This is a genomic window from Amycolatopsis sp. NPDC058986 (genome assembly GCF_042741125.1).
In the GTDB taxonomy this organism is placed as follows: domain Bacteria; phylum Actinomycetota; class Actinomycetes; order Mycobacteriales; family Pseudonocardiaceae; genus Amycolatopsis.
Genome location: NZ_JBHYJW010000083.1, coordinates 21,934 through 33,550 on the forward strand (window position 1 = coordinate 21,934; position 11,617 = coordinate 33,550).

At 69.6% G+C, this 11,617-nt stretch carries 9 protein-coding genes and 1 pseudogene; 3 read left to right on the forward strand and 7 right to left on the reverse strand.

Annotated elements, in window-relative coordinates; genetic code table 11:
- Positions 1-121: 121 nt before the first annotated feature.
- The gene (locus ACFW0G_RS41390) at positions 122-2,389 is read right to left on the reverse strand and encodes an ATP-binding cassette domain-containing protein (protein ID WP_378331016.1); all 2,268 of its coding nucleotides are present in this window, start codon (positions 2,387-2,389) and stop codon (positions 122-124) included.
- A 72-nt stretch (positions 2,390-2,461) separates the two neighbouring features.
- Here ACFW0G_RS41390 and ACFW0G_RS41395 point away from each other — a divergent pair, with 72 nt between their 5' ends.
- Both ACFW0G_RS41395 and ACFW0G_RS41400 read left to right on the forward strand, forming a co-directional pair.
- Positions 2,462-3,238: a TetR/AcrR family transcriptional regulator gene (locus tag ACFW0G_RS41395; protein WP_378331017.1), complete on the forward strand. Its 777-nt coding sequence runs from the start codon at positions 2,462-2,464 to the stop codon at positions 3,236-3,238.
- A 70-nt stretch (positions 3,239-3,308) separates the two neighbouring features.
- Positions 3,309-4,064 (forward strand): hypothetical protein, encoded by a 756-nt coding sequence (locus ACFW0G_RS41400; protein ID WP_378331018.1) that lies wholly within the window; start codon positions 3,309-3,311, stop codon positions 4,062-4,064.
- A gap of 15 nt (positions 4,065-4,079) precedes the next feature.
- Here the strand turns inward: ACFW0G_RS41400 and ACFW0G_RS41405 are convergent, their stop codons facing one another.
- The 6 genes and pseudogenes from ACFW0G_RS41405 to ACFW0G_RS41430 all read right to left on the reverse strand — a co-directional run bounded on the left by ACFW0G_RS41405 (position 4,080) and on the right by ACFW0G_RS41430 (position 10,298).
- Positions 4,080-4,286, reverse strand: coding sequence for a ferrous iron transport protein A (locus ACFW0G_RS41405; RefSeq protein WP_378331019.1), 207 nt, complete (start codon positions 4,284-4,286; stop codon positions 4,080-4,082).
- Positions 4,283-4,525, reverse strand: coding sequence for a glutaredoxin family protein (locus ACFW0G_RS41410; protein ID WP_378331020.1), 243 nt, complete (start codon positions 4,523-4,525; stop codon positions 4,283-4,285). Before ACFW0G_RS41410 ends, ACFW0G_RS41405 begins: the two co-directional genes overlap by 4 nt.
- Positions 4,522-6,663: a phage holin family protein gene (locus ACFW0G_RS41415; RefSeq protein WP_378331024.1), complete on the reverse strand. Its 2,142-nt coding sequence runs from the start codon at positions 6,661-6,663 to the stop codon at positions 4,522-4,524. The genes ACFW0G_RS41410 and ACFW0G_RS41415 overlap by 4 nt, the downstream gene beginning before the upstream one ends.
- 135 nt (positions 6,664-6,798) lie before the next feature.
- Positions 6,799-7,242, reverse strand: a pseudogene (locus ACFW0G_RS41420) (DedA family protein); the annotation flags it as partial.
- Positions 7,239-8,030: an MBL fold metallo-hydrolase gene (locus ACFW0G_RS41425; RefSeq protein ID WP_378331021.1), complete on the reverse strand. Its 792-nt coding sequence runs from the start codon at positions 8,028-8,030 to the stop codon at positions 7,239-7,241. The pseudogene ACFW0G_RS41420 and the gene ACFW0G_RS41425, both read right to left, overlap by 4 nt.
- 72 nt (positions 8,031-8,102) lie before the next feature.
- Positions 8,103-10,298: a germacradienol/geosmin synthase gene (locus tag ACFW0G_RS41430; RefSeq protein ID WP_378331022.1), complete on the reverse strand. Its 2,196-nt coding sequence runs from the start codon at positions 10,296-10,298 to the stop codon at positions 8,103-8,105.
- A gap of 427 nt (positions 10,299-10,725) precedes the next feature.
- Here ACFW0G_RS41430 and ACFW0G_RS41435 point away from each other — a divergent pair.
- A partial coding sequence (locus ACFW0G_RS41435; protein ID WP_378331023.1) for a S1 family peptidase occupies positions 10,726-11,617 on the forward strand: 892 nt, incomplete at its 3' end.

The window sequence follows — 11,617 nt, forward strand, 5'->3', positions numbered from 1 at the left end:
GAATGTAGAGAGCGGTTCGCGGGTTGTGACCCGACTTTCGTACTGCGTGGATGATTGGTGATTTACCAAATGCCGGGGAGTATTGACATCAACAGGTACGCATACGACAATCCCGCGCTGCTCAGCGGTCGAGATAGGTCCGCAGATGGCGGGCGGTCAGGGTGTCGGCGTTCTTCACCAGTTCGGCCGGAGTGCCGGTGAACACGACGCGGCCGCCGTCGTGGCCGGCGCCGGGGCCGAGGTCGACGATCCAGTCCGCGTGCGCCATCACGGCCTGGTGGTGCTCGATGACGACCACCGTGTTCCCGCCGTCCACCAGCCGGTCGAGCAGGCCGAGCAACTGGTCGACGTCGGCGAGGTGCAGGCCGGTGGTCGGCTCGTCGAGGATGTACGTCGAGCCCTTCTCCGCCATCCGGATGGCGAGCTTCAGCCGCTGCCGTTCGCCACCGGACAACGTCGTGAGCGGCTGGCCGAGGCTCAGGTAGCCCAGTCCGACGTCGCCGAGCCGGTCGAGGACCGTGCGGGCGCCACCGGTGCCGAAGAATTCGCGCGCCTCGGTGACCGACATGGCGAGTACTTCGCTGATGTCCTTGCCGCGCAGCTTGTGCTCCAGCACCGCGGGCGTGAAGCGCTTCCCCGCGCATTCCTCGCAGGTACTGGTGACACCCGCCATCATCGCGAGGTCGGTGTACACCACGCCGAGGCCCTTGCACTTCGGGCACGCGCCTTCGGAGTTCGCGCTGAACAACGCCGGTTTGACGCCGTTGGCCCTGGCGAACGCGGCGCGGATGTGGTCGAGCAGCCCGGTGTAGGTCGCCGGATTGCTGCGCCGCGAACCGCGGATCGCCGACTGGTCGACCACCACGACGCCCTCGCGTTTCGCCAGCGAACCGTGGATCAGCGAGCTCTTCCCCGATCCCGCGACGCCGGTGACGACGGTCAGCACGCCGAGCGGGATGTCGACGCTGACGTCCTGGAGGTTGTGCAGCGTCGCGCCGGTGATGGAGATCCGGCCGGTGGGCTCGCGGAAGACGTCCCGCAACCGCACCCGGTGATCGAGGTGGCGTCCGGTGAGCGTGTCCGACGACCGCAGCCCCGCGACGTCGCCGGTGTAGCACAGCTCGCCGCCCGCCGAGCCCGCACCGGGCCCGAGGTCGACGACGTGGTCGGCGATGGCGATCGTCTCCGGTTTGTGTTCCACCACCAGGACGGTGTTTCCCTTGTCCCGCAAGCGAAGCAGCAGGTTGTTCATGCGCTCGATGTCGTGTGGGTGCAGCCCGACGGTCGGTTCGTCGAAGACGTAGGTGATGTCGGTGAGGCTCGACCCGAGGTGACGCACCATCTTCACGCGCTGCGCCTCGCCGCCGGACAGCGTGCCGGATTCCCGGTCGAGGCTGAGGTAACCGAGCCCGATCCCGATCAGCGAATCAAGGGTCTCCAACAGGCCCTCGAGCAGCGGCGCGGCCGACGGTTCGTCGAGGCCGCGGAGGAATTCGGCCAGATCGCTGATCTGCATGGCCGCGCATTCGGCGATGTTCTTCCCGCCCACCTTCGACGCCAGTGCCTTCTGGTTGAGCCGCGCACCCCGGCAGGTCTTGCATGTCGTCACCGCCGCGGCCCGCTCGACGAACGACCGGAGCCGGGGTTGCAGCGCGTCCTTGTCCTTGCTCAGGTACAGCCGCTTGACCTTCACCGCGAGGCCCTCGTAGGTGAGGTTGGCGGTGCCGACCCTGACCTTGGTGTTCTCCTTGTACAGCAAGGCATCCCACTGCTCGGGGCTGAAGTCCTTGAGCTTGGTGCCGGGATCGAAGAACCCGGACTGGAGATAGATCTGCACGTACCAGCTGTCCGGCGTGAAGCCGGGCACGGTGATCGCGCCTTCCTGTAACGAAAGCTCGACGTCCACCAGTTCGCCGACGTCCAAATCGGACACTCGCCCGATGCCCTCGCAGGCCGGGCACATGCCCTCGGCGAGATTGAAGCTGAACGCGCCCGAGGTGCCGGCGTACGGGGTGCCGAGCCTGCTGAACGCGATCCGGAGCAGCGTGTGCGCGTCGGTGGCGGTGCCGACCGTCGAGCGCGCGTTCGCGCCCATCCGTTCCTGGTCGACGACGATCGCCGCGCTCAGATTGCGCAGCGCGTCGACCTCGGGACGGCCGATGCGCGGCATGAACGACTGGAGGAACGCGGTGTAGGTCTCGTTGATCATGCGCTGCGATTCGGCGGCGATCGTGCCGAACACCAGCGACGACTTCCCGGAGCCGGACACCCCGGTGAACACGGTCAGCCTGCGCTTCGGGATGTCGAGCGAGACCCCGGTCAGGTTGTTCTCCCTGGCCCCGCGGACCTCGATGACGTCGTGACTGTCGGCAGCCTCGAGCCCCGGCATGAATCCCCCTGATAATTTATGCTGTAAGGAGTTGGCCGGGTCACGGTACTTTATGCTGTAAGGAGTTGCAAGGTGGTTGTCTTCGCGGCGCAGGGCGACGCCCGCCGTTCGATGGCCCTGCTCTGGCGCGAGGGCGCGTCCGCGCAGGTCAAAAGCGGTCCGAGGCCCGCGCTCAGCGTGGACGAGATCGTCGACGCGGCCATCGCCATCGCGGACGCGGACGGGATGGCGGCGCTGTCGATGCGCGCGGTCGGGGACCGGCTCGGGCGGACGGCGATGGCGCTCTACACCTATGTGCCCAGCAAGGCCGAGCTGCTCGACCTCATGGTCGACCGCGCGCTGGCCGAGCTGGCGGGCGAGTACGACCTCGAAGCGGGCTGGCGTGCTGCCGCGACGGCGTTCGCCGAGGACCTGTGGACGTTCTACCTGCGGCATCCGTGGCAGCTGCAGATCTCCTACGCCCGCCCGGTGCTCGGGCCGGGGGAGTTCGCGTTGCAGGAGACGGTGCTTCGCATCCTGTTCGCGACCGGCCTGCCCGCCCACCGGGTCCGCTGGGTGCTCGGCTCGGTGTTCAGCCTCGTGCGCGGTTCGGCGCAGATCGCGGCGGAAGCCCGGCTCGCGGCGCGGGAGATCGACGTCTCCGAGGAGGAGTGGTGGTACACCCGGTCCGGGATGCTCACCGAACTCGCACCGGATCTGGCCGAGCGGTTCCCCATGGTGACGAAGCTGGGCGGCATGGAACCCGACCCGGACGACTGCACGCCGTATCTGGAGCGCGAAGCGTGGTTGACGTTCGAGGCCGGGCTCCAGATCCTGTTCGACGGCGTGGAAGCCGCGATCGCCGGTTGACGAAAGACGGGTGCGGCGCCCGACGATCGGGCAATGTGCGCGGTGCCGGCGAACGACGACGCTGGGCGACATGCTCGAACGACTCAAGACCTTGCCGCGCGCGGTGCCCGGCTCCTGGTTCCCCGGCCGCTTCGTCGGCGGCGGAGCGCTGATCCTCGCCCCGCCGATCTGGTTCGCCGGATTCCTGTTGCGCTACCTCGGTTTGCATGGCGGACAGTTCACCGACGCCGAACTGGACGCCTTCGCGGAGTTGCCGTTCGCGGCGCCTTCGCGGCTGGCTTCCTACGTGCGTGACCCGGCGTTGGTGACCGCGGGCGACGCGTTGTTCGTGCTCGGCGCGATCCTGCTGTTCCCGGCGTTCGTCACGCTCGCCCACCTCGCCGTGCGCCGGTGCCCGAAGCTCGTCGCGTGGGGCGGCACGCTGCTCGTCTTCGGGCTCTTCGCTCGCGCCTATTTCGCAGGAGTGGACCAGACCGCGTTCCGGCTCATCGCGGAGAACGGCCTCGACGACACCGTGCGGTCGATCATGGCGGGCTACGCCGACATCTCCTACGGTCCCTGGCGAGTCCCGGTCACCGCGTCCGCCTGCCAGTACGCGGGAGGACTGCTGCTCGGCATCGGGCTCTGGCGATCCGGCGTGTTCGGCACCGGGCGGACACTGGTCTTCCTGGTGAGCAACACCATCTGGATGGGTGTGCTCAAGGAGGCCGTGGTGCCCGACCTCGTCTTCACCGGGCTGCTGGCGCTGGTCCTCGTGCCGCTGGGAATCCAGGTGCTGCGGGACCGGCGCGGTGAACCGGTGGCGCCGAAGCCGCTCGGCTGGTGAGTGTCCACAAAGGAGTCAGCGGCGGCGTTCCGGCGGTGGCGGCACCGGCTTGGCCGCGACGACGGCGTCGAGCGGGACGACGACAGGGCCGCGTTTCGTCTCCACCGTGCACGTCGCGGCGTCGCGGGCCAGCAGCGTGCCGAGCGCGTCGGTGAACCCGTCCTCGATCCGGTAGCGGACGACGACGCGGGTGCCCAGCGGCACGTCCGGCAGTCCGCTCACCGGTTCAGGTGCGCGGTCAGCTCGTCGTCCGACGGCTCGACCAGATGCGTGCCGTCCGGCCAGACGATCGTCGGGATCCGCCGTGCGCCGTCCTGCAGTTCCCGCACGCGTGCTTCGGCGGCGGAGTCCGCCTCGACGTCGATGTAGTCGTACTCGACGCCGGTGCCGTCGAGCAGCGCGCGGCTGCGCTTGACGTCGGGGCACCAGCTCGCGCCGTAGACGGTGAGCTTCGTGGTCAAGAACGGACCTCCGAACGTTCGGCGTGGATCTCTTCGGGCTCCTCCAGCTTGCCCGAACCCGGTTCGGGGTGGCCGAGGAAGGTCAGCCAGTCGCGGAACACCCGGTGTACCGCCTCGGCACCCACCGGCTCGCCGGGTGCCGGGAACTCCTTCGGGAACGCGAGGAACCCGTGCTGCTGCGGACCGCCGAGCCCGCCGTGCGAGCCGACGTGCGTCTCGAACGGCGAGGCCTGGTCGGAATCCGCGTCGTACCGGCTGTTGATCATGATGTCCGCGCAGTGCGGGAAGGTGTCGACGCGGCGGATCAGATCCGCCGCGTGCGGACCGTAGGGCAGCAGCGGATCCTCGCCGATCACGACGCCGGTCGCGAGCCGGTGCAGACCGTCGCGGCCGAGTACCACCGGGCCGAATTCCCGGCTGCGGACCAGCATGAAGCCGACGCCGGGGTGATCGACGAGCGTGGGCACCAGTTCGGGGAACTCGCGCTCGATGGTCTCGAAGTCCACGCGCCCTTCGTGCTCGGTGAACGACACCATCGCGAGGTGCCCGGACACCACCGCGACCACCCCGGGCGCGACGCGGGTGACCTCGCCCGGTGCGCCGCTGGTGGTGCGCGGCCGGTCGTCCGCGCATTCGGCGTCCTCGACCCTGGCCCGCAGCCGCCGGGCGATCAGGCCGCCGCTCGCGGCCGCCTCGGCGAGCCCGGCGTTCATCTGCCAGCTCTCCGCCTGACGTCGTTTGCCGGGCGCGACCGGCGACGTCCCACCGCAGAGCCTGCCGATGTATTCCTGGATGCTTTCGCCGAACCGCTGGGAGAAGGCGTTTCCCTGGGTCTGGCCGTGATCGGAAAGCACCACGAGGTGATACCGCCGGGGCGCGATCTTGCTCGCGCGGTGCAGCCGGGCGATCTGCTGGTCGATCGAGCGCAGCACGGCGAGCGTGTCGAACCGCTCGATGCCGGAGTGGTGCGCGACCTCGTCGTAGCCGAGGAAATCGGCGTAGACGACAGACCGGCCGTCGAGCATGTCGCCGAGGATCGCGGACACCACGACGTCACGGGAGATCACGGTCGTTCCCGGGCGCGCCAACGGATATAGCCCGCCGCGCGGGACCCGCGGCAGGACGCCCGCGCGGCGTTGGCGTGTCGAGGCGATCAGCTCCCGGCCGACGTCGACCAGAGCGATGATGAACGTCCGCACCGCGTTCACCGGGTTCGCGAAATACGCGTAGTACCCGTCGCCGACGCGATGGTGCCTGCGGTGCCGCAGGTTCTTCGGCACGAGCACCGGCACGGAACTCATCGTGAGGCTGACGTGCTCGGCGTCGCCGCTGAACAGGTTGCCGTGGCTCGCGCCGTCGTGGGAAAGCAGTCCGCGGCCGTCGGAATGCCGCCGCTCGATCTCGGCGGCGTCGCTCGGGTGCGCGCACGCCATGACGTGGTCGCGATCCTTTTCGTACCACCGGAAACCGAGGATGTCGTGGTTGGATCCGTGCAGGATCCCGCAGACGCTCGCGCCGGTCTGCGAACTCCAGTCGGTGTGCCAGCGGGTCAGTGAGTGGCTGCCCTCGTTGAGCCACGCGGCCAGCGTCGGCATGTCGCCGTCGCGGATCGCGCGGCGCGCGATGTCGTGACCGAGACCGTCGATCTGCAGGAACACCACACCCGGCGGAAGTTCCGCGTCGTGGCCACGGCTGTGTCGTTGCCGCCGCCGGGCGGCGCGGCGGAAGAAGACCTCGTCCTGGTCGATCGCCAGCAGACTCGACAGCGCCACGCTGACCACCGCCATCGCGACGACGACCAGCACCGCGGTGCCGAAGCCGTCGATGCGGACGCCGGGCACGGCCTCGAAGACCGCGAGCGCGCCCGCGCCGAGCACCAGGAAGCTGCCGACGCCGAGGGTGAAGAACGCGATGGGCATCGCGATCCGCATGATCAGCGGCCACACGACCGACGCCAGCACGCCGAGCAGGAACGCGCAGACCAGCCGCTGCCACCAGTGCGGCATCGCGAACCCGTCGAGCCAGACGTCGAGCAGGTGCAGCGCGCCGCTGACGAAGATCCAGATCACCAGGACGCGGGCGACGGTCCGGCCGCCGCGCAACAGGCGTCCCTTCTCCTTGTCCTGTCCGGTTTTCACCGCCGCCTCCCGCTTCTTCTTGACCAGCCTGCCGAGCACGTTCGTCAGCACGGTGACCAGCAGGACCAGAACCGTCGCCAGCAGCGTGGCGACCAACGGCGAGTCGAAGATCCCGCCGCTGAGGATGCCCAGCAGGGCGTAGGCGACGGCCCACAGCACGCAGGCACCGAGCGCGGCGGGCGCCAGCCGCCGCCACGGGTAGTTCAGCGCGCCCGCGGCGAGCAGGACCGGGATCCGCCCGGCGGGCACCAGCCGTCCGATGATCACCAGCTGCCAGCCGCGCCGGGCGAACTGCTCACGGGCCTTGGCGAGCCGGTCGGCCTGCTGACGCCGCGCGATCCAGCGGACCGCGGCCTCGCTGCCGAACTTCGGCACGGCGAACGTCACCACGTCCCCGATGTACGCGCCCAGCACGGCGAGGACGATCACGACAGGCAGGGACAGGTGGTCGGTGGTGGTCGCGACTGCCGCGGCCGCGCCGACGACGGCGCCGGTCGGGACCACCGGGATGATCGAGCCGAGCAGGACGCCGCCGAAGAGCGCGGGGTACCCGATCGCCGACGGGTCGGACCAGTTCACGCCAGATCCGTGGTGGCGGGGAGGGCGACGTTCTCGCCGGGTTCGGTGAGCAGCACCTCGCAAGGATGCCCGGCGGCCGCGACCGCCTCGGCGAACCGGCGCGGCGGGTCGGTCAGCAGCCGGCGCATCCGGGCCGTGCGGCTCAGCCCGCGGACGGCCAGGGTGCCCCAGTGCACCGGGACCGCGATCCTCGCGCGCAGCAGCCCGGCCGCGACGGCGGCGCGTTCCGGGTCGAGGTGGCCGGGTCCGAGGTTCGGCCCCCAGCCCCAGACCGGCAGCAGCGCGACGTCGACGGGCCCCAGGTCCGCCATCTCGTCGAAAAGGTCGGTGTCCCCGGCGGAATACACCGTGGTGGCGCCGTCGGTGACCAGGTGCCCGAGCGCGGAACTCTGCGGGCCGTGGGTCAGCCGCGGGCCCCAGCGATGTCCCGAGTGGACCGCTCGGGTGGCCGTGATCCGGAGGTCACCGTCGGTGATCGTCTCGCCCTCGGCGATCTCCTCGACGTCGCGGAAACCGCGCTTGGCGAGCCAGGCGCCCGCCCCGCGCGGGACGACGATCCGGGTGCTCGCGCCGATCAGCCGCAGCGACGGCAGGTGCAGGTGATCGCCGTGCAGATGCGAGATCAGCACCAGGTCCGCGTCCGCCCAGTGGCGCGGGTCCGGCGCCGGCACCACCCTGGTCAGCGCGCCGATCCGCGAGGTCAGCACGGGATCGGTGAGCACGACGCGGCCGCCGAGTTCGAGCCGGACCGTCGAATGGCCGAGGAAACGCAGGTTGAAGCCGCTCACGACGTCGAGTATCGCCGGTGAACTCGGGGAATGCCCGGCGGAGTGTGGACTTCCACACTCCGCCCCGGCGGGTCAGCGCGCGGCGAGGTGCAGTGCGGTCGTCCCGATCCCGGTCGGGCCGCCGAGCAGGGCCGACGTGCCGATCGGGCGGCGCGCCTCGGCCTCGTCGTAGCGGGTCACCGTCATATGCCAGTGGTGACATCCGGCCAGGTAGTGCTTCAGGCCCTCGACGTGGTCGTCGAGGGCACGGCGAGTTTCGGTGCCGAGATCGTAGGCGTCGACCAGTGCGGGCAGTTCGACCGACGCCGCGTGCTCGAACTCGCGCAGGCGGGCATCGACCAGGTCGGTCACGACGTCGAACGCGCGCTCCCGCGGCGTGTCGAGGAAGGTTTCGACCACCAGCACGGCGTTGTTGATCTCGCCTTCGAACTGGATCTCCTTCTGGTACGAGATGACGTCGTTGAGCAGGCCGGGATAGTCCGCGGCGGCGTGTTCGAGCGCCTGGAGCGGCCGGGTCCGGAGCAGTTCGGGCGGGATCGCGGACGTGCCGAGGCGGGACAGGAGCATGGTGAGTTCGGCGCCGAAGGTCCGCCGCCGCATCTCGATGTAGTCGACGGGGTCCGGCACCCGGCGCTGGATCCGGTTGCCCAGTTCCCACAGCCAGCTTTCGAGCATGTCTTCGACGGAGTGACGAAACGTCCGTCGCGCACGGACCGAAAGCGGTTTGGCGGTGCGTTCCCACAGGTCCGCCAGCCCGCGTTCCAGCGGCGTCAGCGGTTCGGGCATGGGCTCGCAATCGGCCGGCATGAACTGGAGGAGCCGCTCGTGGCACGCCTTCGCGGCGGCGAGGTCGCCCGCGCGGCCGAACACCTGGGGGTAGTAGTCGTCGGCGTAGGTACCCCAGGTCATCCAGCCGCTGGTGGCGTCGAGCCGCTCGGCGCTCGCGTCCGGGTGCGTTCCGGCGGCACACAGGGGTGCATCGACCGCTTCGAGCTTCCGCCGGTCCCAGACGACGTCGTCGAGGAGGCCCATGCGCTGGGCCCACCCGGCCGCCCGCTCCCGCGCTCCGTCGAGGTGCGGGTTCAGCGTGAGCGGGAACGGCATCCGCAACGACGGGCGCGGGCGGGCGCCGACGGTCTGATGCGGCACGTGCTGGTAGCCGCGCAGTCGTTGCGGCGCCGTCTCGGCCACCGACGTGAAGATCCGCGCGGCCGACGTGCCGATCCCGGCGGGCCCGTTCAGCAGTTCGGGGCCGCCACGCGTCTTCAACGCCCCTTCGTTCATGTACCGGCTCGACCGCAGATGCCATTCGTGCCCGCCCGCCTGCCAGTCCTGCAGGCCCTTGACGTATGCGGCGGTCGCCGCCTGCGCCGCCGGGTCGATGCCGTGTTCCGCGAACAGCGCGGGCACCTCGGTGAGCGCGGTGTGCTCGAACTGGTGCAGCCGCGAGGTGATCAGGTCGTTGACCGCGTCGGCGGCCTCCTGCGTACCGAGCCCGAGGAATTTCTCCAGCACGAGGACGCCGTTGGACAGCTCACCCTCGTCGGTGACCTCGCGCTGGTAGGAGAAGAGGTCGTTGCGCAGGTGGACGCTGTCGGCGAAGCAGTCGCGCAGGACGTGCATCGGCCTGCTCGCGGCGATCTCGCCGGGCACCTCGGCGTCCACCGAATGTTCGACCAGGTTCGCCGACCACGGCGCCCCACCGACCTTGCGGCGCATTTCGATGTACTCGATCGGGTTGGCGATCCGGCCCTCGGTGATGTTGGCCAGTTCCCACAACGATTCTTCCAGCAGGTTCCTGGTGCTTTCGACGAACCGGCGGCGCCAGCCCTCGGAGCGGGCGGGCACGGTGCGGTTCCACAGATCGGCGAGCCCGCGTTCCACCGGGTTCTCCGGTTTCGCGGTGATTTCCCCGGTGACCGGCATGAATTCGGCGAGCCGGTCGAGGTACGCGCGGGCACCGGCGATGTCGCCGGTCCGTTTGTACAGCTCGACGAAATGGTCGTCGAAGTAGAAGACCCAGACGTACCAGTCGGTGATCAGGTCGAGTTCGTCGGCGCCCGCGTCCGGATGCGTGTACGAGCAGAGCAGCGCGTAGTCGTGCGAGTCGAGGTCGTGCTCGTCCCAGATCACCGTGCCGTGCTGCGGCACGTCGATCATGTCCATGCCGTACGCCCACGCCTTGCTGTGCTCGCGCGCACCCTCCAGATGCGGGTTCAGCCTGGCGGGATAGGGCATGTAGAACTCGGGCAGTACGAACGGCTGCACGCGGGGTACCTGGCCTTCCGGCGTTCTGCGACACGACGATCCCGACCCGCTGAGGCAACCAAAGGTCGCGCCGCCCCGCCAAGGTCCGCGGCGGTGTTGCACACGATCGGGAGAGCCGGGTCCCTCGCCCGGACCAGCGGCGTTGACCAGCGTGTCAGGCTCGCGTGACCCACAAGTCGCACGAGGCGCTCACCCCGGCCGGGTATCGGCCACGGGCAGTGCCAGGGCTCGTCCTCGGCGCCGTTCGGCGGCAGAATCAGTGCGCCGAATGCCGCGTTTTGACCGCTTTTGTCCGGATAGCTTGGTTATTAACCAACGATCGTCGGTAGTGCGTTGGTTGCCGAGAAACAAGGGTGGGCGGTGTCCCCATGGTGCGCGGCCCCGGCCGCGCAGGCTTCGACCCGGCACAACTGGAGGAAAGTTTTTCATGGCTCTCCGGAAGAATCTCGCCGTGTTCACCGTCCTATCCGCCGCGGCGCTCACCACCGGTGTGTGCTCGTCCGCGGCGACCGCGAGCCCGCTCGCCTTCGCCCAGATCCAGGAGGCCGCGATCACCCAGGCCTCGCAGGTCGCGGACAGCCTCGGCGCCGCGTCCGGCGGGATGTACCTCGACAACGGCAAGGCCGTCGTCAACGTCCTCGACGACGCCGCGGTCCAGAAGGTCCAGGCCGCGGGCCTGACGGCCAAGAAGGTCGCGCACAGCTTCGCCGCGCTGACCGGTGTCAAGGAATCGCTGGACACCGTCCGCAACGTCCCGCAGACCACGTGGGGCATCGACACCAGGACCAACCAGGTCGTCGTGACGATCTACTCCGCGGCCACGAAGTCCACTTCGGACACTGTGACCGCCGCGGCGGCGAAGCACGGCGACGCCGTCCGCGTCGAGCACAAGACCGGCAAGCTCGAACTGCACATCAAGGACGGCGACGCCATCAAGAACGAGCAGGGCCGCTGCTCGCTCGGCTTCAACGTCAAGAAGGGCAGCACCCCGTACCTGCTCACCGCCGGGCACTGCACCAACCTCGGCGGCACCTGGGCGGGCGGCGACGTCAGCGGTGCCAAGGTCGTCAAGAGCGACTGCCCCGGCGCCGACTCCGGCTACCTGACCCGGCCGAACGGCACCGGCCCCGGTGAGGTCAACACCGGCCAGAAGATCACCAGCGCCGCGGCGCCGACCGTCGGCGAGAAGATCTCGAAGCAGGGCTCCACGACCGGTGGCGGCACCGGCGAGGTCACCTCGGTCGACCAGTCGGTGAACTTCGACGTCGGCGTGCTCAACCACGAGTTCGGCACCACCGCGCACACCGACCACGGTGACT